The sequence below is a fragment of the Actinoplanes sp. NPDC051513 genome, from assembly GCF_044454685.1.
GTDB lineage: Bacteria > Actinomycetota > Actinomycetes > Mycobacteriales > Micromonosporaceae > Actinoplanes.
In genome coordinates, this window is sequence record NZ_JBITDW010000021.1 from 25,009 (window position 1) to 43,793 (window position 18,785).

The 18,785-nt window shown below is 70.7% G+C and carries 23 protein-coding genes and 1 pseudogene; 12 read left to right on the plus strand and 12 right to left on the minus strand.

The window, feature by feature from the left end:
* Window positions 1-65: 65 nt before the first annotated feature.
* Complete coding sequence (locus ACIA5D_RS39730; RefSeq protein WP_396035677.1) at window positions 66-740, plus strand: TetR/AcrR family transcriptional regulator; 675 nt, start codon at window positions 66-68, stop codon at window positions 738-740.
* On the opposite strand, the pseudogene ACIA5D_RS39735 reads toward ACIA5D_RS39730, so the two are convergent.
* The 4 genes and pseudogenes from ACIA5D_RS39735 to lexA all read right to left on the minus strand — a co-directional run.
* Window positions 707-1,006, minus strand: a pseudogene (locus ACIA5D_RS39735) (FAD-binding protein); the annotation flags it as partial. The gene ACIA5D_RS39730 and the pseudogene ACIA5D_RS39735 sit on opposite strands and share 34 nt — an antisense overlap.
* A gap of 78 nt (window positions 1,007-1,084) precedes the next feature.
* On the minus strand, window positions 1,085-2,101 hold the full coding sequence (locus ACIA5D_RS39740) for a maleylacetate reductase (protein WP_396035678.1): 1,017 nt from the start codon (window positions 2,099-2,101) through the stop codon (window positions 1,085-1,087).
* Complete coding sequence (locus ACIA5D_RS39745) at window positions 2,098-2,952, minus strand: intradiol ring-cleavage dioxygenase (protein ID WP_396035798.1); 855 nt, start codon at window positions 2,950-2,952, stop codon at window positions 2,098-2,100. The genes ACIA5D_RS39740 and ACIA5D_RS39745 overlap by 4 nt, the downstream gene beginning before the upstream one ends.
* A 15-nt stretch (window positions 2,953-2,967) precedes the next feature.
* On the minus strand, window positions 2,968-3,594 hold the full coding sequence (lexA, locus tag ACIA5D_RS39750) for a transcriptional repressor LexA (RefSeq protein ID WP_396035679.1): 627 nt from the start codon (window positions 3,592-3,594) through the stop codon (window positions 2,968-2,970).
* Window positions 3,595-3,709: 115 nt separating this feature from the next.
* Here lexA and ACIA5D_RS39755 point away from each other — a divergent pair, with 115 nt between their 5' ends.
* The 6 genes from ACIA5D_RS39755 to ACIA5D_RS39780 all read left to right on the plus strand — a co-directional run bounded on the left by ACIA5D_RS39755 (window position 3,710) and on the right by ACIA5D_RS39780 (window position 7,473).
* Window positions 3,710-4,894 carry a cytochrome P450 gene (locus ACIA5D_RS39755; protein WP_396035680.1) on the plus strand — a complete coding sequence of 395 codons (1,185 nt, stop codon included), beginning with the start codon at window positions 3,710-3,712 and terminating at the stop codon, window positions 4,892-4,894.
* Window positions 4,888-5,493 carry a helix-turn-helix domain-containing protein gene (locus ACIA5D_RS39760; protein WP_396035681.1) on the plus strand — a complete coding sequence of 202 codons (606 nt, stop codon included), beginning with the start codon at window positions 4,888-4,890 and terminating at the stop codon, window positions 5,491-5,493. Before ACIA5D_RS39755 ends, ACIA5D_RS39760 begins: the two co-directional genes overlap by 7 nt.
* On the plus strand, window positions 5,490-5,681 hold the full coding sequence (locus tag ACIA5D_RS39765) for a ferredoxin (protein ID WP_396035682.1): 192 nt from the start codon (window positions 5,490-5,492) through the stop codon (window positions 5,679-5,681). The genes ACIA5D_RS39760 and ACIA5D_RS39765 overlap by 4 nt, the downstream gene beginning before the upstream one ends.
* Window positions 5,682-5,777: 96 nt before the next feature.
* Window positions 5,778-6,239, plus strand: coding sequence for a hypothetical protein (locus ACIA5D_RS39770; protein WP_396035683.1), 462 nt, complete (start codon window positions 5,778-5,780; stop codon window positions 6,237-6,239).
* A gap of 134 nt (window positions 6,240-6,373) precedes the next feature.
* Entirely contained in the window at window positions 6,374-6,904 is a 531-nt protein-coding gene (locus tag ACIA5D_RS39775; RefSeq protein WP_396035684.1) for an RNA polymerase sigma factor, read from the plus strand.
* Between the two features lie 11 nt (window positions 6,905-6,915).
* Complete coding sequence (locus ACIA5D_RS39780) at window positions 6,916-7,473, plus strand: hypothetical protein (protein WP_396035685.1); 558 nt, start codon at window positions 6,916-6,918, stop codon at window positions 7,471-7,473.
* 43 nt (window positions 7,474-7,516) lie between these two features.
* On the opposite strand, the gene ACIA5D_RS39785 is transcribed toward ACIA5D_RS39780, so the two are convergent.
* The 6 genes from ACIA5D_RS39785 to ACIA5D_RS39810 form a co-directional block, all read right to left on the minus strand.
* Window positions 7,517-7,666 (minus strand): transmembrane domain-containing protein, encoded by a 150-nt coding sequence (locus tag ACIA5D_RS39785; RefSeq protein WP_396035686.1) that lies wholly within the window; start codon window positions 7,664-7,666, stop codon window positions 7,517-7,519.
* Window positions 7,667-7,810: 144 nt separating this feature from the next.
* Window positions 7,811-8,539 carry an IclR family transcriptional regulator gene (locus ACIA5D_RS39790; protein ID WP_396035687.1) on the minus strand — a complete coding sequence of 243 codons (729 nt, stop codon included), beginning with the start codon at window positions 8,537-8,539 and terminating at the stop codon, window positions 7,811-7,813.
* A gap of 44 nt (window positions 8,540-8,583) precedes the next feature.
* Entirely contained in the window at window positions 8,584-9,381 is a 798-nt protein-coding gene (locus ACIA5D_RS39795) for an SAM-dependent methyltransferase (RefSeq protein WP_396035688.1), read from the minus strand.
* A gap of 194 nt (window positions 9,382-9,575) precedes the next feature.
* Window positions 9,576-10,103: a GNAT family N-acetyltransferase gene (locus ACIA5D_RS39800; protein WP_396035689.1), complete on the minus strand. Its 528-nt coding sequence runs from the start codon at window positions 10,101-10,103 to the stop codon at window positions 9,576-9,578.
* The gene (locus ACIA5D_RS39805; protein WP_396035690.1) at window positions 10,100-10,723 is read right to left on the minus strand and encodes a TetR family transcriptional regulator; all 624 of its coding nucleotides are present in this window, start codon (window positions 10,721-10,723) and stop codon (window positions 10,100-10,102) included. Before ACIA5D_RS39805 ends, ACIA5D_RS39800 begins: the two co-directional genes overlap by 4 nt.
* Complete coding sequence (locus ACIA5D_RS39810) at window positions 10,720-11,706, minus strand: NAD-dependent epimerase/dehydratase family protein (protein WP_396035691.1); 987 nt, start codon at window positions 11,704-11,706, stop codon at window positions 10,720-10,722. The genes ACIA5D_RS39805 and ACIA5D_RS39810 overlap by 4 nt, the downstream gene beginning before the upstream one ends.
* Window positions 11,707-11,783: 77 nt before the next feature.
* Between ACIA5D_RS39810 and ACIA5D_RS39815 the strand changes: the two genes are divergently transcribed.
* The 5 genes from ACIA5D_RS39815 (at window position 11,784) to ACIA5D_RS39835 (ending at window position 17,139) form a co-directional block, all read left to right on the plus strand.
* Window positions 11,784-12,035, plus strand: coding sequence for a hypothetical protein (locus ACIA5D_RS39815; protein WP_396035692.1), 252 nt, complete (start codon window positions 11,784-11,786; stop codon window positions 12,033-12,035).
* Window positions 12,032-12,766: an iron chelate uptake ABC transporter family permease subunit gene (locus ACIA5D_RS39820; protein WP_396035693.1), complete on the plus strand. Its 735-nt coding sequence runs from the start codon at window positions 12,032-12,034 to the stop codon at window positions 12,764-12,766. The genes ACIA5D_RS39815 and ACIA5D_RS39820 overlap by 4 nt, the downstream gene beginning before the upstream one ends.
* A gap of 91 nt (window positions 12,767-12,857) precedes the next feature.
* Window positions 12,858-13,955 carry a hypothetical protein gene (locus tag ACIA5D_RS39825; RefSeq protein ID WP_396035694.1) on the plus strand — a complete coding sequence of 366 codons (1,098 nt, stop codon included), beginning with the start codon at window positions 12,858-12,860 and terminating at the stop codon, window positions 13,953-13,955.
* Window positions 13,952-14,551, plus strand: a complete 600-nt coding sequence (locus ACIA5D_RS39830) for a hypothetical protein (protein ID WP_396035695.1) — start codon at window positions 13,952-13,954, stop codon at window positions 14,549-14,551. The genes ACIA5D_RS39825 and ACIA5D_RS39830 overlap by 4 nt, the downstream gene beginning before the upstream one ends.
* Before the next feature lie 320 nt (window positions 14,552-14,871).
* The gene (locus tag ACIA5D_RS39835) at window positions 14,872-17,139 is read left to right on the plus strand and encodes a hypothetical protein (protein WP_396035696.1); all 2,268 of its coding nucleotides are present in this window, start codon (window positions 14,872-14,874) and stop codon (window positions 17,137-17,139) included.
* A 33-nt stretch (window positions 17,140-17,172) separates the two neighbouring features.
* On the opposite strand, the gene ACIA5D_RS39840 is transcribed toward ACIA5D_RS39835, so the two are convergent.
* The gene (locus tag ACIA5D_RS39840; RefSeq protein ID WP_396035697.1) at window positions 17,173-17,736 is read right to left on the minus strand and encodes a TIGR03086 family metal-binding protein; all 564 of its coding nucleotides are present in this window, start codon (window positions 17,734-17,736) and stop codon (window positions 17,173-17,175) included.
* Window positions 17,733-18,737: a sigma-70 family RNA polymerase sigma factor gene (locus ACIA5D_RS39845; protein WP_396035698.1), complete on the minus strand. Its 1,005-nt coding sequence runs from the start codon at window positions 18,735-18,737 to the stop codon at window positions 17,733-17,735. The genes ACIA5D_RS39840 and ACIA5D_RS39845 overlap by 4 nt, the downstream gene beginning before the upstream one ends.
* Window positions 18,738-18,785: the final 48 nt, after the last annotated feature.

The window sequence follows — 18,785 nt, forward strand, 5'->3', positions numbered from 1 at the left end:
AACGCAGCGGGAGGCATACGATCGCGCCGGTAAACAACGTGAAGCCGGTAAACAACGTGAAGGACGTGAGGAATGTGAGGAAGGCGCCCGTCAGCCGCCGTGATCGGCCCGCCAAGCCGCCGCTGAGCCGCGAGGGCGTCGTCGCCGTGTCCCTGCGGATCATGCGGGACGAGGGCCTCGAGAAGGTCACCATGCGCCGCATCGCCGCCGAGCTCGACACCGGGCCGGCCTCGCTCTACGTCTACGTCGAGAACGTGGCCGAGCTGCACGGCGCGTTGCTCGACGAACTGCTGCGCGACCTGCCGGAACACGACGACCCGATCGGCCTGCTGAGCGCGTACACGATGATGTTGAACCGATATCCCAGCCTGGCCCGCTCGATTCTGCTGTTGCGGCCCGCCGGCCCGCGATATCTGCGGTTGATCGACACGGTGCTCGGCATGCTGCTCGCCGATGGTGTACCGCCGCGGCCGGCCGCCTGGGGCGTCGACCTGCTGTTGCAGATGGCGACCGCCTCGGCCGCGGAGCACGGCGGACAGGAGCAGCCCGCCGGCCAGCAGCAGATCGAGGCGGTGAAGGAGGCGGACCCGGCCGACTTCCCCCATGTCGACCGGGTCCGCGAAGAGCTCTTTTCGGGTACGGGCGAGGAGCGTCAACGCTGGGCGTTCGCGGCCGCGATCGCGGGGATGAAAAGCACTGCGGGAGCTCAGAGCGCCGCCGCGGCCGCCCGGCCCGCCTGACGCCCCGAGAACAGGCAGCCGCCGAGGAAGGTGCCCCCCAGCGACCGGTACCCGTGCACGCCGCCCCCGCCGAAGCCGGCCACCTCGCCGGCCGCGTAGCGACCCGGGATCGGCGCGCCGGCCGCGTCGAGCACCCGGCCCTGCAGGTCGGTCTGCAAACCGCCGAGCGTCTTGCGGGTCAGCACAGGTCCCGGGCGTCGATCTGCCGCAACAGGGCGTCGAGCTTGATCAGGTCGTTCCCGGCGATCCGGTCTCGGGGCCCTGATCGCTCGGCCTCATCGTGACTGACATGTTGACGTGTTGACGCATCAATATTGATTCAGTCAACACGTCAACATGTTCGTTCACGCGGCCGGTGGTGCGCCCGCCCACGCGGCGCGCAGCAGATCGCGTACACCCTCGGTGGTCACCGGCCGGGGGTTGGGGAACGTGGCCGACGCCACCTGCCCGGCTATCCGGTCGATGTCGGCCTCGGCCATGCCGAGCTCGCGCAGCGACCGGGGCGCGCCGAGCCGGCCCGCCAGCTCCCAGAGCTCTGCCGGAGAAGGCTCCCCGGCGCCGTTGTAGGCGAGCGCGTGCGGCAGCACGACCGTGTGGGTCTCGGAGTGCGGCAGGTTGAGCGTGCCGCCGAGCGCGTGGCACAGCTTGTGGTGCAGGCCCATCGTGGTGGCGCCGAGGACCGCGCCGCTCAGCCACGCGCCGTAGAGCGCCCCGGCCCGCGCGTCGAGGTCGTCCGGGCGCGCGACGATCGCCGGCAGGGCGGCGGTCAACGCGCGGACGCCCTCGCGGGCCATCAGCGAGACGATCGGCGACGCGTCGGGGGCGTAGAGGCCCTCGGCGGCGTGGGCGACGGCGTTGATGCCGCTGGTCACGGCCAGGACGACCGGCATGCTCAGGGTCAGCGACGGGTCGTAGACGACGCTCACCGGCAGCACCTTCGGGTCGCGGCCGGTGCGCTTGACCCCGTTCTCGGTCAGCCCCCAGACCGGCGTCATCTCCGATCCGGCGTACGTGGTCGGCACCGCCACCACCGGGAGACCGTGCGCCAGCGCGACCGCCTTGCCCAGCCCGATGGCCGACCCGCCGCCCACCGCGACGCAGCCGTCCGCGCCCAGCTCCGCCGCGACCTTGCGGGCCCTGGCCGCGACCTCGACCGGCACATGCATGGTCGCCTCGGGCAGCAGGCCCGCGCAGCGGTCGCCGAGCGCGTCGGCGACCTGTTTGCCGACCGCCTCCTGCCGCGGCCCGCAGAGCACGAGAACTTTCTCGAGCTTCAGAAAGGAAATCTCGTCGGGCAGGCGTTCCAGCGATCCGGCGCCGAACACCACGCGCATCGGCAGGGCCGAGTAGACGAAGTTCATCGCTGCAGCACGATGTCGAAGGTCAGCGTGCGGAACGGGTTGTCGAGGCCGAGCGAAGCGGCCCGCTCCGGGTCGTCCACCTCCGGGACCTCGCGGATCAGGCTCTCCTTGACGCCGAAGACCGCGTCGGAGTCGAGGTACGGGCTGTCGGCGACGAAGACGTGCGTGGTCACCGGCCGGTAGCCGAGGGCTTCGACGATGAAGTGCAGGTGCGCCGGCCGGTAGGGATGGCGGCTCGTGGCCTGCAACAACTGGCCCACCGGCCCGTCGTCCGGAATCGGGTAGTACCGCGGCACCACCGACCGGAACCAGAACCGCCCCTCGGCGTCGGTGCGGAACAAGCCGCGCAGGTTGCCCGGCGGCTGGATGCCGGGCTGCTGCACGTCGTAGAAGCCGTCCTCGTTGGCCTGCCACACGTCGACCACGGCGCCGGGCAGCGCCTCGCCCTCCGGACCGGTGACCTGGCCCGACACGAGGCACGGTGTGCCCTTCTCGTCGAGAGCGATCTCGTCGCCGAGCTCGCGGGGCGGCGACTCGACCATGTGGAAGGGCCCGAGCACCGTCGACTCGGTCGATCCGCCCCCGGCGCGGTGGTTGATCGTCTCGACCAGCATCGAGACGCCCAGCACGTCGGAGAGCAGGATGAACTCCTGCCGGTTCGCGTCGCTCTTCTGCCCGGTGCGGGTCAGGAAGTCGATCGCGGTGGCCCACTCGGCCTCGGTCAGCTCGACGTCCTTGACGAACGCGTGCAGGTGCTTGACCAGCGAGGTCATGATGTCGTGCAGCCGGGCGTCCGGCGTGCCGGCGAAACTGGCGGCGACGACCTCGGCCGACCGCTCTTCCGAGAACATGCTCACAGCTTCAGCCTAGGTCCGGCGCAGGACCGAGACGACCTTCCCCAGGATCACGGCGTTGTCGCCGTCGATGTCCGGGTACGCCGGGTTGCGCGGCTCCAGCACCACGTGCCCGCCGCGGCGGCGGTAGACCTTCACGGTGGCCTCGTCGTCGATCATCGCGGCCACGATGTCGCCGTTGTAGGCCTCGTGCTGCTGCTTGATCACGACGAGGTCCCCGTCGCAGATCGCCGCGTCGATCATCGAATCGCCGCGCACGCGCAGCGCGAAGTGGTCGGCGCCGCGCCCGAGCAGTTCCCGCGGCAGCGACAGCACTTCGTCGGAGGTCTGCTCGGCGAGGATCGGCGTGCCGGCCGCGATGTCGCCGAGCACCGGCACGCTCACGGTCTCCGGCTTTCGCTCCTCTTCATCAAGAGGCTGCAGGAACATCCGTACGTCAACCGGCCGGGTCGCCCGCCCGCGCCGCAACAGCCCGTGGTCCTCGAGCGCCCGCAGATGCCGGGAGACGGACGAGGCGGCCAGCCCGACCGCGTCGGCGATCTCCCTGGTCGACGGCGAATAGCCGTGCCGCAGGGCCGACTTCTGGATCACGGCGAGAATCTGCCGCCGGCGTTCGGAGAGCAGGGACGTGTCGATCACCTGCGGATTCTTCCTGATCGTCGACCGCCGGTCACGGCGGCGCGCCGCCTCGGGCCCGGTCGATTCATATCGAGAGGCATTGATGTCGATCAGTCAACTGACTTAAGTTGCCACCATGGACTATCCGTTCGCGCCACCCACCGCGCTGGATCCGCCCGACGAATGGGAGCGGCTGCGCGCCGAGTGCCCGGTCTCCCGCATCCGGATGGCCAGCGGCGACGAGGCGCTGCTGCTGACCCGCTACGACGACGTGCGCACGCTGCTCGCCGATCCGCGCTTCACCCACCACCTCACCAAGCCCGGCGCCGCCAAGGTGGCCGACTCGGAGAGCGGCGGCGTCTTCAACGACCCGGGCTTCGCCTCCGACATGACCAGCGGCGAGGGGCATCGCCGCTGGCGGCGGATGATGAGCCGGTCGTTCACCGCCAAGCGGGTCGACGAGTTGCGCCCGCGCATCGAGGAGATCGCGCACGGCCTGCTCTCGGAAATGGACAATCCCGGCGACCTCATCGCAGCACTCGGCTTCCCCCTCCCGGTCTCCGTCATCTGCGAACTGCTCGGCGTGCCCGAGGAGTACCGCGACCGCTTCTCGCACTGGTCCGACGCCATGCTCAACCTGACCCGCTACCGGCAGGACGAGCTCAATACCGCGGCCGCCGAGTTCCGCGCGTTCATGGCCGGGCACGTGCGCGCCAAGCGCGAGAATCCCGGCGACGACCTGATCAGCGAGCTCACCGTCGTCGTGGACAGCGAGGACGGCCGGATGAGCGAGCTCGAGCTGATCGCGACCGCGCAGGGCCTGCTGGTGGCCGGGCACGAGACCACCGCCAGCATGATCGGCAAGATGGTGGCGATGCTGCTGACCGACCGGTCGCGGTGGGAGCGGCTGCTCGCCGACCGCGGGTTGATCCCGAGCGCGGTCGAGGAGACGCTGCGCTTCGACGCGAACCCCAACTTCGGCATCCCGCGCTACGTCAGCGAGCAGGTCACGCTCGGCGACGAGACGATCCCGGCCGGCAGCACGGTCATCACCAACCTCGGCTCGGCCAACCGGGACGCGTGCGCGTTCGCCGACGCCGCCGACATGATGCTCGACCGCCGCCCCAACCCGCACCTCGCGTTCGGGGCCGGCCCGCATTCCTGCCTCGGCCAGGCGCTCGCCCGCGTCGAGCTGCAGACGGTGCTGGCCGTGCTCCTCGACCGTCTGCCCGGTCTCTCGCTGGCGGTCGAGCCCGGCGAGCTGCGGCGCCGGGAGGGTCTGATCGTCGGCGGCCTCGAGGAGCTGCCGGTGCGATGGTGACGGCGACTGCCTCCCTTCTGTTGCGTACGGCCGAGCGACTCTTCGCCGAGCGTGGCGTGCACGCCGTCTCGGCCCGCAAGATCGCCGAGGCGGCCGGGCAGGGCAGCAACTCGGCGGTCGGCTATCACATCGGCGCCAAGGCCGACCTGGTCGCCGCCATCATCCGTGCGCACGCCGTGCCGATGGACCGGACGCGTGCGCGGATGCTGGCGCGCGCCGAGCGCTCGCCCTCCGCCCGTGCCTGGATCGCCTGCTTGGTCCTGCCGGTGACCAGGCACCTCGACGATCTGGGCGTGCCCAGCTGGTACGCCCGCTTCGCCGCCCAGGTCAGCGTGGATCCGGTGCTGCGCACCGTGGCGGTGGCCGAGGCGACCTCGACGCCGGCCATGCAGCGCACCATGGACGAGATCCTGTCGTTCGTGCCCGGCCCCGCACCGTCCGCCGCCGTGCGGGCCGGCATGGTCCGCCACCTGATCATCCATACCTGCGCCGACCGCGAGCAGGATCTGGCCGACGGCAACGCGCCGGTCGCCAGAGCGTGGCCGCGCACCGGCGCCCTGCTGGTCGACGCCATCGCCACCCTGCTGGAGGCCCGATGAAGGTGACCGTCGACCAGGACAGGTGCTGCGGCGCCGGCCAGTGCGTGATGCTCGCCCCGGACGTCTTCGACCAGCGCGAAGAGGACGGCGTGGTCGTCCTGCTCGACCCGTCGCCGCCCGGCGAGCTGCTGCCCGACGTGGAGAGCGCCGCCGCCATGTGCCCGGCCGAGGCGATCGCCCTCGAATAAATTTCCGGGCGGGTGTCATACATCCTCGGGTCCCCAGTCGTGTACCGCTCGAGGCCGCACCACAGCGGCCAGGAAATCCGAGTCATTGGGGGGCTCATGCGACTCATCAAGCGACTGTCCACTGTGGCCACAACGGCCGCGCTCGTGACCGCCGGCGTGGCCGCGGCAACCGCCGCGCCGGCCGCGGCGGCGGCCACCGACGACCAGCCGTGCGCGCGCCCGCAGGTCTCGCGGGCGAGCCACTGGGTGCAGTACTGCCCGCTGTGGAAGGCGAACGTGCCCGTGTACTCCTCGCCGGACCTCGGCAACGGCGCGCCGGTGGTGGGCTACCTGGTGCAGGGCGGCTCGGCGAACTGGTTCGTCGGCGACCGCTACCGCTCGAACTACACGTACTCCGGCTACAGCAACCACTGGTGGGCGTACACGCTCGCCGACAACGGGCGCTGGGGCTGGACGCCCGAGGTGTTCTTCGCGGGCGGTGGCGACAACGAGACCGACGGCGGGCTCTACCTGTGCGACGCCGGGCCCAAGTTCAACGACTGCCCGACCCTGCCCTGACCTCTTTGCCGGCGGGTGGCGGTGTCGCGTGTCCGACGCGCGCCGCCACCCGGCGGCATCGACGTCTATCGTTGGCCGAATGATATGCGAAGAAATCTGGGGGATCTTCGTGTTTCGGGTACACGGGGCGACGCATGGACCGCGATGAGACCGTTCAGCAGCTCGGCCGGAGCCGATTCGACGAGACGTTCTGCGAGCTGCTGCCGCGCCTCTACCGGCGGGCCGCGATGATCTCCGGCGATCGCCAGGCCGCCGAGGACGCGCTGCAGGACACGTACGTGAAGCTCGCCGGACGGCCCGACCGACTGATCGGGCATCCGCAGCCGTACGCGTACGCGTTCACGGTGATGCTGAACATCCTGCGCGACGGCTGGCGGCGGAATCGCCGCCAGGTCCTCTCCGCGGACGTGGAGCGCGGCAGCTGGGACGGCGGGATCGCCGACCTGGAGAGCTCGCTGGAGGCGACGCAACTGCTCGGCACGCTCACCGGCCGGCAGGCGGCCATCGTCCTGCTCGTCGACGTCGACGGTCTCACGCTGGACCAGACGGCCGAGGTGCTCGGGGTGCACCGGGGCACGGTCGCCCGCACCCGCGGGCGGGCCCTGCGCAAGCTGCGCGGCGTGCTCGCGCGCAACGACGACGCGAATCGGGGAGGTGGATGGTGAATCCCCGGCGCATGAGTGACGAGCAGGTCGCGGCCGAGGTGCGTGACCGGGTTCTCGCCGCGGAGAGCCGGATTCCGGTGCCGCACGACCTCATGGATCGGGTAACGGCGCCCCGGCGCCGATTTCGCCCTGTGCCGCGCCGGTGGTCGACGGTGGTGGTGGCCGCGGCGGCGGTGATCGGCATCGTGGGCGGGGCGGCGGTCACCGCGTACACGCTGCGTGACCGGGGTCCGCGGGCCGGGCCGGCGGCCGGGAGCACCGACGTGACGATCACCGTCTACAACGCCGAACGGCCGTGCCAGTCGCTGCGGACGATCGAATGCAGCCTGGGCGTGCTCAGCGACCCGTACAAGCCGGCCCCGGACAAGGTGGTCGGCCGGGTCTGGCACGGCGACCGGCTCACCGCGCTGTGCGCGGTGGCCGACGGAAAACGGGTCACCGACGAGACCGCGATCTCGTCGACCCGCTGGTACCGGATCCGCACGACGGACGGCGTGGTCGGCTACGTGCCGGGGGTGCGGTTCCGCAACACGGTCGAGGTGCAGCTCTGCCCGCCAGTCAACCGTTGAAGGTGAGGAAGACCAGTCAACCGTTGAAGGTGAGGAAGACCAGTCAACCGTTGAAGGTGAGGAAGAGCAAGGCAACCAGCGCGCCGACCATCAGCACGATCAGGCCGCCGACGACGAGGGTGGCCGTGGTGCCGCCGCCGTCGTTCTCGTACTCGATGTTGTCCGGCCGGCTCTCGGGTTTCTTGGGCTGCACGGCGAATCCTCCTGCTCACGATGGAACCCGCGGAGGTTAGCCAGCAAGATCGCCCCAGAACGAGGCTCGATTCCGCACTGCGAAACGCGTGACCAGCAGCGACGTCACGGTTTCGCTGCGTCAGGCCGTTCTTCCGGCCGTTCTTCAGGCCGGCCGGTGCTGTGCCAGCATGCTGCGCACGAGGCGGCCGGTGCGGTGCAGCTTCGGGCTCGGATAATGCTGCGCCGTGCCCACCACGGCGAGGGCGCCCACGACCCGCCCGGAGACGTGCACGGGTACGGCGGCGCCCGCCATCCCCACCAGGAACTCGCCGGACTGGATGGCGTACCCGCGGTCGCGGCTCGCCGCCACCTCCGCCGCGAGCAGGGCGGGGTCCACGATGGTCGTGGCCGTGCGCGGCGTCAGGCGCAGCTTCGGCACGACGGTGGCCACGCTCGCGGGCGTCAGCCCGGACAGCACTGCCTTGCCGATGCAGCCGCTGGTCAGCGGGTACCGCCGGCCGACCGGCGAGGTCGCGGCGGCCGGCGGCTGCACCGGCTGGCGCTTGCCGATGATCAGCAGGGAAAGTGACTCCCAGTCGACCTCGGCGATCAGCACCGTCTCGCCGGTCATGCGGGACAGCTCGTCGGCCGCGGCGCCGGCCCGGTGTGTGATCGCCGAGCTCTCCGAGACCTGGCTGCCCAATTCCAGGAGCCTGACGCCCAACAGGTACGCGCCGTCGGGGTCCTGCCGCAGGAAGCCGCGCTCGATCAACGTCACCGCGATGCGGCGAACGCTGGGTCGCGGCATCCCCACAGCCTCGGCGAGCTCGGACAGCGTCAGCCGCGGATGGACCGAGCTGAACGCGCTCAGGATGTCGAGCGCCCGGGCCACCGACCGAACCTCGCCTCGGCGGTCCGGGCCATCGCCCGCTGCGGTCATGACTTGCGGCCGACCGCCCCGTACGCGTCGATGTGCTCGACCTCGCCCGGTTCCGGACGCCACGACGTGATCGGCACGAGGCCCGGGTCGACCAGGTCGAGTCCGTCGAAGACGGTGGCCAGCTCCTCGGGGCTGCGCAGGATGTACGGCACGCCGCCCATCTCGGCCAGCCGGTCGGCGCCCGCGACGACCTCGGGGCTGGTGTTGGTGCCGTCCCAGAAGACCAGGTGGCTGCCCGGTACGGTCGCGGACATCATCTGGCTGACGATCGAGCGGATCACGGCGAGGTCGGGCTCGTACCCCATGACGCCCATGAACATGACCGCCATCGGCTTGCTGAAGTCGAGCGACTCGGCGGACTTGGTCAGGATCGTCTCGGGGTCGTGGTAATCCGACGGCACGTAGTTCGTGATGCCCTCGGCGGTGGTGCCACGCAGCAGGGCGCGGGCATGCACCAGCACCATCGGGTCGTTGTCCACGTAGACGATCTTGGCGTCGGGGTGGATGTTCTGGGCCACCTCGTGCGTGTTCTGCATGGAGGGCAGGCCGGTGCCGACGTCGAGGAACTGCTTGATGCCGGCCTCGACAGCGAGGTAGCGCACCACGCGGATGAGGAACTGCCGGGAGAACCGCGCCATCAGCGCGATCTCGGGGTAGATCTGGGCCACGGCGTCGCCGGTGGCCCGGTCGGCGGCGAAGTTGTCCTTGCCGCCCATCCAGTAGTTCCACATGCGAGCGGCATGCGGGATGTCGGGCTGAAGCTGCGAGGACAGTTCCTCGTCGGGGTGCGTCATGGCGCCCTTTCTATGTCACCGGCGGTTCGACTTCAAGCGTATGTCCACCAAGGACCGTCACATGTCGGCAACTCATGACGACCTCCCGCATTGTAGGCCGTCTGCCCAGCTCAGAACACCTACCGGAGGTAAGCGTTCGCACCCGTACGGTGATCCGTGCCGCGAACATTTCGTACCTTCCCGAGCCACACCGGTCACAGTGCCTTGTGGAAGATCAGGAAGTCGCAGGGGGTGGCCAGGCGCGACACCAGCTCGGGGTAGTCGTCGGCCAGGTCGCCGGCGCCGATCACCTGGTAGCCGAGGCGGGTGTACCAGTCGTACAGGAACTTCTTGACCGGGTGGGTCCACGTGCTGGGGTACAGCAGCTCGAGCTGCATCGTGGTGAGCCCCTGCGTGCGGGCCCAGCTCTCGCCGTACGAAATTAGGTCTTTGCCGATGCCGGCGCCGCGCCGCTGAGGGTGAGCCACCAGCATGCCCAATTCGCCCTCGCCGGTGGGCAGGCGCTGCAGCTGCATGGCGCCCACCAGCTCGCCGCCGGGGTCGCGTGCCACCACGAGCCGACCGACGGCGATCAGGCCGGCGATCTCGCCGGGCGTGGCGCGGTCGGTGCCGTCGAGCCACATGCCCTTCTCGGCGACGGCGTAGACCTCGTTCACCAGATCGGTCACCTCGGCGACAAAGCTGGCATCGGCCGATAAAGGGTGGTTTATCTGGAAGGTCATCGCTTCCCCGCTTTCATGATGACGGACAGGGCTTCTACCGGAGGCGGCGGCGCGGGCAAGGGCGGGCGGCCGGCCGCGCGCAGGCCGTCGAGCATCAGCGTCAGGTAACGACGCCACAGATCGGGGGCGACCTGCCGGCTCATCTCGAACGCGGGGCCGAGGAAGGCGAAGATCGCGGCGATGTCCTGCGGCGCCGCGTCCGCCCGCACCGCGCCGGCCCGCTGCGCACGTGTGAAGAGCTCGGTCACGGTGGAGATGATCGATGGCCAGATGCGAGCCTGGGTCTCGTCGTCGCCGCGGCCGGTCAGCGCCTCGTACAGGCCGCGGTCGCGCGCCTGCCGCTCGGCGTTGCGCTCGAAGAAGGTCACCAGCGCCACCCACGGATCGTCGATCGCGAGGCACTCCCGGGCGTCGACCGCGATCTGCTCGGTCGCGCCGGCCAGCACCTCGGCCGCGAGGGCCTGCTTGTTGGGGAAATGCCGGTAGGCCGTGCCGGTGCCGAGACCAGCGTGGCGGGCGATGTCGTCGAGGGTCGCCCCGAAGCCGCGCTCGGCGAAGACCTCGCGCGCCGCCTCGATCAGACGTGCCCGGTTCCGGGCCGAGTCCCTGCGCACGCTCATGAGGTGGCCATCGTATCGGGCACCACCTTCCAGGCGACCAGGCTGCGGGCGCAGCCGACGACCGTGTCCGCCGCGGGGCGGGGCTGCCAGCCGAGGATCCGCTTGGCCTTGGCCGTGCTGTGGCGGTTGCGACGGCCCAGCGACACCGTGATCGAGCGCAGCTGCGGATCGAAAAGAGCGATGACGCGTACGAGGAGATCGGGCAGTTGCCGCCGATGCACGCCCAGCGCCTGCGCCATCTCGGACATCCACATGAACTCGCCGGTCCCGAGGAACCGCTCCCCCGCGGCTTCGGGCGCGAGCATGGCACGGACGTGCAGGTCAGCCAGGTCGCGCACGTCGACGATCTCGAGGCCGATCCGGGGCGTGCCGGGCATCTTGCCGGTGAGCAGGCGCTCGACGATCCGCACCGAGCCGAGGTTGCCGGTGCTCAGAATCGGCCCGAAGACCGCGCCGGGCAGGATCGTGGTGAGCTCGGTCGGTCCGTCGTAGGCGGCCATGAAGTCCCAGGCCGCGCGCTCGGCGACGGTCTTCGCCCGCCGATAGGGAATCAGCGCGGGGTCGGCGGGATCGGTCCAGAGGGTCTCGTCGGTGACGCCCTCCTCCGCGTACGAGGACGGGCTTGCCGCGTTGGCCGCGGAGGTCATGACCACGCGCTTCACGCCGGCCTTCGTCGCCGCGCGCAGCACCCGCAGGGTGCCGTCGCGGGCCGGGACCAGGCTGTCGCCGCTGAGCGGGGACGCCACGTGCACGACGTGGTCGACGCCCGCGACCGCTTCGTCCCAGCCCTCGTCGCCGGTGAGGTCGGCGGCCGCGAAGGTGAGCCGCTCCGCCGGATCGATCCCGGTCGCCACCGCCGTCCGCACGGCGTCCGACTTGTCGAGGCTGCGAACGGTGGCGCGTACGTCGTACCCCCGGCGCAGCAGTTCCACGATCACCCAGCCGGCGACGTAGCCGGTGCCGCCCGTGACCAAGACCTTCATATCTGTCTGCCTCCCACAACGAAACGGAGATTCTGTCTCCACATGGTAAACGGAGATGCCGTCTCCGGAAGCGGCGGGTGACGGGTTTCACCTGGCGAGGCCCCGCGGTCGGCGTGGTGCTGCACGACCTCGACCAGGCCGCCGCGGTCGCCGACGAGCTCGTGCTGCTGCACCAGGGGGTCGTCCGGGCGGTCGGCGAGCCCGCCGAGGTGCTCACCGCTTCGCTTCTCACCGAGATCTACGGCCTGCAGATCGACGTCAACGTCGACGAGGGCGGTCATGTCCGCACCAAGCCGCTCGGCCGGCACAACAGAAAGGTCCCCCTGTGAAACTCCGCGCCTTCGCGACGGCGACCGCGCTCACCGCGTTGTTCCTCGCCGCCTGCGGCACCACCGAGGAGCCGGCCGGCACGGCCGCTCCCGCGTCCTCCGCGCCCTCGGGCCCGGTCGACCCCACCGACGAGCGCGGAACCGTGCACCTCGACGCGCCCGCCAAGAACGTGGTATCGCTCGAGTGGGGCCTCACCGAGAACCTCGTGGCGCTGGGCGTGAAGCCGGTCGGCCAGGCGGACGTCAAGGGCTACAACGTCTGGGACTCGGTCTTCCCGATCGACGCGAGCACCCCCGACGTCGGCCGGCGCGGCGAGGCCAGCCTCGACTCGATCGTCGCGCTCGACCCCGACCGGGTCGTCACCACCACCGATCTGCAGGAGACGGTGATCGCCCAGCTCGCCAAGAAGGTGCCGGTGCTCGCGCTGCGCGGCTCCGACGGCAGCGACCCGATCGCGGTGGCGGCGGTGCTGACCGCCGCGGCGGCGTGCGCGGTGGGGGCGCTCCCCTTCGTCGGCCTGGTCGCCCCGCACGCCGCGCGGGCGCTGGTGGGCGGCAAACACGCCCGGTCGGTGCCGGTGGCGGTGGGGCTCGGCGCGGTGCTCGTGAGCGTCGCCGACACCGTCGGGCGCACGGTGCTGGCCCCGACGCAGCTGGCCGCGGGGCTGGTCACGGCCCTGATCGGGGCGCCCTACTTCGTGTGGTTGCTCTGGCGCAGCCGTACGGCCTGAGGTCGCCCGAATTCCGGCCGATCGCCCCGGTCGGCGCGCTCTGTCCGTGATTTGGCTGCCGAAAGGCGGGCGACCATGGACCGTGGGTTCGATGCCTCGCGTTCTGAACCGACTCGTGGTCGCGCTCGCGCTGGGCGCGGCGTCGATGACGGCTGCCGCGGCGGCGCCCGCCCCGGTGCTCACCGCCACTGAGGAACGGACCAGCGGCCTGCCCGGCCCGGACCTCGCGGTGACCGTTCAGCCGCCGGCGGCACGGCCCGGAGAAACCGTCACGCTGGAGTTCACCTCCCTGGTTCTGGGCGTGAAGATCGTGGGCTGCATCGTGTTCTTTCCGCATGCGCCCGGCGACACGTGTCAACGGTCGCCACAACGGTGGTTCGTCCGCACCACGGTGCCCCCGGACGCCCGGCCGGGCACGACGCCGCTGCGCTGGGGCGTCGCGTCGGTCGACGCCGCCGGGCGGGCGGGGGCGGACGACGACGTCATCCCGTACACCGTCCTGCCGCCCCTGCCGGCATCGAAGAACCCCACCACGGAAACGGCCGGCAACGAGCCGGGCACGGGAACGGCCCGCGACGAGCCGGGCACCGGAACCACGGGCAACGAGCCGGGGACCGGAACCGCGGGCGACGAGCCGGGCACGGGAACGGCCGGCGACGCGAAGGGCCCCGGCCGGCTGGTCACTGCGGGCGGTGTCCTGTGGCCGACGGCGCTCGGCGGCGCGCTGCTGCTCGGGCTGCTCGGGCTGTTCGCCGTCCGTGGTGTCCGCAAGCCGATCCTCGACCGGGTCCGCCGCCGCCCCGTCGCCGAACCCACCGGCCGCCGCGCCGTCACCGAATCCACCGGCCGCGCCATCGCCGAACCCACCGCCCGCCGCGCGATCGCCCAATCCACCGGCCACCGCGCCATCGCCGAACCCACCAGTCACCGCGCCATCGCCCAACCCACCGGCCACGCCGCCGCCGAACCCACCAGCCGCCGCCCCGTCGCCAATTCCCCCGGCCGCCGCGTCCCGGCCGGTGCCCACGACGATCGCCGGGTGCCGGATTCGGTGCACGTCGTCGCGGTGCTCGCGCCCGAGCGGATGTCCCTGCTGGTCCAGCGCCCGGACGCGGCGCCCGCCCAGGACATCCAGGTCCTGATCCGCCGCCCCCGCCTCGCTCCGCAGATCCCGGAGGAGCTCTCATGACCATTGCCGACCAGCCGGCCGCGCCGATCCGCGCGGTGTTCTTCGACAGTCCCGGCGAGACGGCCGGCGCCCTGGCCGGCGCGCTGCGCTCCGCCGACTCGGCCGGCGAGATCCGTGACGGGCTGGGCCGGATGGCCGAACCGGCCAAGGACGCCGTCGTCGATCACGTGGGCACCGTGGCCGGCGAGATCCTGGACATGGACGTCGGCGCGATCTTCGATCGGACCTGGCCGAAATACGCGGCGCTGGTCCGGGCGGCCGAGGAGACCGCCGGCGACCCGGACACGGTCCGGCTGATCGAGCTGATCAACCACCAGGTGTCGGTCGGCTACGAGCCGCGCGTCGAGCTGTACCTGCGCAGCCGCCGGATAGCGACGGTCGTCGTGCAGGTCGATCTGCTCCTGACCTTGCGCGGCGTCCTCATCGAGATCCGCGACGGCTGCATCACCGGCATCCGCGCCGGCGACTGCATCATCGACGGCGCCCTGGCATTCGCCGGCCGGCCGGTGGCCAGCCGGCACGTCATTCTCGACATGCCCCGCGCCTTCGCGTGCGCCTCGCCGACCCGCCTGGCCGGCCAGACCACCATCGCGTAGCACGGGCGGGCGTCAGCGTCGGAGGTCCTTCGGGAGGTCGCCACAGGCCGAGCACCCCAGGCGGCGGAGGCGTTTGTGCTCGGCCAGCAGGGCCCGGGGCCGCGAAGGCTTCCCACCGCGTCCGACCAGGAGGATCAGGAACGCCCTCCCACACCCCGGCAAGGCTATCGATCATCAACTGACCTGGCATCGTTCACAGTGGGTGGTGTATCCGCTGTACAGACAGCTCGTCGACGCGAACGACGGATGGGGTCCGGATCGCGCGCTGCGATAGTTGGTTCTCCCTTTCTCAGCATGTTTCTCAGCGGGCGGAGCCATCGATGGCCGAGACGATCCTTCTCGACGTCCCCTTCAGCGTCCCGCGCAAGGTCGTGGACGAGTCCATCGAACGAGCGCTGGCGAGCTACTCCGCCGACGCCTTACCGGTGCAGCGAGATTGGCTCCGTGGAAAGGTCAACGCAGCTCACGACTCGATTCGCGAAACGGTCAAGCCCGAGAACGAGGCCGTGGTCGACGCCGGGGCGACACTGGAGAAACTGATCCGGGCGCGGGGCGCTCTCCGAGGTCGCTGGGGTTGGCTCCGGCTCCTGCTCGGCCTGCTGTCGCTCGCCGCGATCCTCGTTGGCCTCTGGGCCCTCTTCCGATGGACCTGGCCCGTTCACTACCTCGACTTCCAACAAGCATTCGGGATGAGCCGGCAGGCCGGCATCACCTGGACGCTGGCGGCCGGTGGATTCCTGCTCAGCACGGTCGTCCTGCTGGCCGTGCTCCGTCGGCAGACCTATGCCCCTCTCATCGAGGCCGCCCGCAGCGACCTCGTGACCAAACACGCACGGCGCACCGAGGCGATCCGCGTTCACATCCAGGAGTTCGTCCGCGCCGCGATCAGCACCCAGGTGAGCCAGGAACAATCCAGCGGCGCCCTGCTCTACGAGACGGACTCCAGCGGCCTCGTCGAGACGACCGCGCCACTGGTGATCGGCTCGGAGAATGTCGATGAGGTCGAGCAGTTCGTGCACGACCATTCCACATCGGCGATCGGAATCGCCGGTCCTCGCGGTTGCGGAAAGACCACCATCATCACCCGACTGACCGCCCCTCGCGAGAGCGTTCTCGGCGTCTACATCCAAGCGCCGGTCTACTACGAGGCCGCGGACTTCGTACGGCTGATCCACGCCGAGATCGCCAAGAAGATATTGCGCCGCAGGGACGTCGACGAGGTCATGCTCGACCGGCGCGCCGCCCGCTACGGCCACCTCATTCGCTTCCTGACCGGCGGCAGTCTCGCGCTCTTGGGTGTGGGCGTCGTCCTGCTCGGGAGCAGGCAAGCGCCGTCCTGGATGCTGAACAACGCGTTCGGAACCGCTGGAATAGCGCTTGTCGCCATCGGGCTCTATCTCATGGCTGCTGTCTATCTCCGCGCGTTTGTCCCCAGGTCTCCGCGAATTCCCGCGGGCGCCGACACGCCGCTGATCCAGTTGGCGTCCGATGAGCTCCGGTCGCTGCGCTGGAAGACGAGCCTGCAGGCTAAGGACAAGAGCTCGGTCAAGCTGCTGCCGGCCTTCACCCTCGACAGCGAGGACCAGGTCGGGCTGGATCAGCGCGAGCGCAGCCATCCCGAGCGGGTCGGCGATCTCCGCGATTTCCTGCTCAAGCTCCGGGACTACCAGAACTTTCCGCCGGTTCTCGTCGGGATCGACGAGCTCGACAAGATCGCCTCCGCCGAGAAGGCCGTCGATGCCGTCAACGGGCTCAAAGACCTGTTCCACATCACCGACACCCATTTCGTGGTGTCGGTGAGCGAGGACGCCCTGGACAGTTTCGCGCTGCGCGGCGTACCGGTGCGCGATGTGTTCGACTCCTCGTTCGACACGGTGATGCGGATCCGGCCGTTCACCGCAGCCGAGTCGTGGCAGCTGATCGGCCGCCGAGCGCCGCTGTTCAACGAGTGGGCCTCGCTGCTCTGCCACGTGATCGCCGGCGGACTGCCGCGGGACCTGATCCGGGCGGCCCGCCGCTGCGTCGACCTCTGCCGGGCGAACCGGAACCCGCTTCCGATGGCGACCCTGACGGCTCAGCTCGTCCGGGAGGAAGCGTCGGAGGTGATCGAGGCGGCGATCCGTCGCACTCGCAGCAACGGAAGTCCCAGCGTCTGGCTCATGGCAGCACGGCGCCGACTCGAAGGCAGCCCCGGCCTGGGTGCGATGTCGCCGGACACGTTGTTCGCGGACTGGCGGCCGGCCAAGGTGAGCGCGGACGATGACTCTGCCGCCGCAAAGGCGGCATCCGCGCTGACGGACGTCGAGGCAAACGTCGGTGTCTTCCTGCTGATCATGGGGACGGCGGCCGAGCTGTTCGGCGTCCCGCGTAGCCCGGCGCAGTGGCGCGAATTCGCCGACGCGTCGACCGCCCAGCTCGAATGCTTGGCGGCGGCGCGCGCCGCGATGGGGGTCTCCCGCATCGACGCCCTGGGCCGCCTTGCCGACGCACGCATGGGGCTCGGCCTGCCGGACCTCCCGATCGAGCTGGTCGATCGACTGAATACCGTCGTCGCCGCCACGCAGCCGGAGGCCGCCGCGGTGACCTAGCGCCTGGTTCATGACTGAGGCGGGGCTTCGGCCTCAGCCGGGGGCCCGGCCCAGGAAGGACAGCAGGCGGTCGCTCGGGGAGGCGCCGGCGGGGAGCGGAAGCGGCCGGGCGAAGCGGCCGGGGCGGTCGCCGGTGCGGATCAGGACCACCGCCAGGTCGAGGAGCTCGTCGGCCAGGTCGGGTGGGATCGGGCGGTGCTCGCCGCAGGCCTGGGCCACGTCCCAGCCGTGGACCGCCAGCTCTATAGCGCCCGCCCCTGCCACCAGCGGGGCGCTCAGGTGCGCCTGCTCCACCCGTACGGTGAAAGCGCCGCGGGCCTGGGACCACGCACCCAGCAGGAGTGTCGCGCGTTGCCGGACCACGGCAATCACGTCGCCGGCGTCGGCCGGCGGCGTCGAGGCGACCTCGGCGCGCGTGGCGGCCTCCTCGAGGGCGGACATGGAGTCGATCACGTGCTCCAGCAGGTCGCGCAGGTCCCAGCGCGGGCACGGGGTCGGGCGGATCAACAGCGGCTCCGAGACCGGGGTGACGCATCCCAGGAAATAGGCGACCGACCGCTCGAGGACGGCCACCCCGGCTCGCAGCGCTGTGTTCATGGGACCGGGATCGACGCGGGTAGGCCGAAAGTCTGGAACAGGCGCAGGTCGAAGAAGCTGGAGACGTGGCTGACGCCCTCGGCGGTCAGGGTGAGGACGGGCAGGTTGAAGGGGCGGTACGTGTCGCCGTCGCGCATGTACAGGCCGAAGGCGAACTGGCCGTTCGCCATGGTCGGGACCAGTTTCATGTCGCCGGGGCCGTCGGCGGGGCAGCGGGTGTCGATCAGCCTGGCGATGGTCTCGGGGCCCTCGTACCAGCCGGTGAACGGCGGCATCTCCCAGACGGCGTCCTTGGTGAAGATGTCGACCATCGCGGCGATGTCCTTGGCCTCGAAAGCGGCCACGAAACGGTCGAGCAGCGCGCGCTGGTCGGCCCCGCTGGGCTCGGCCACCTCGTCGGCGGTGACCGTGACCTGCTGAAGCTGGGCTCGGGCGCGCTGCAGGGCGCTGTTGACCGAAGCGGTGGTCAGGTCGAGCATCTCGCCGACCTCGGCGGCCGGCCACTGGAGGACGTCGCGCAGGATCAGCACGGCGCGCTGCTTCGGGGGCAGGTACTGCATCGCGGCGATGACCGCCAGGCGGATGCTTTCCCGCTGGGAAACGACACCGGCCGGGTCGTTGCCGAGCATCGAGTCGGGCATCGGCTCGAGCCAGGGGACCTCTTTCTGCTCGATCAGCGCGTCGGCCGGGTCGGAGCTGGGCGCGCCGAGGCCGATGGGCAGGGGGCGGCGGCTGCGCGACTCGAGGGCGTTCAGGCACGCGTTCGTCGCGATCCGGTGCAGCCACGTACGCATCGAGGAACGGCCCTCGAAGCGGTCGTACGAGCGCCATGCCCGTACATAAGTTTCCTGCACCAGATCTTCGGCGTCGTAGACCGAGCCGAGCATCCGGTAGCAGTGGGCGAGCAGCTCCCGCCGGTAGGGATCCGCCTGCTGGACGAACTCGGTGTCCACCGCGCCACCTCCTCGTGAGTACCGACCGGGGTCCGCCGCGAAACTCATCGCTCGGCCGGCGATGAGTTTTCCCGCCGGGGTCGGTCTGTCCTGGCG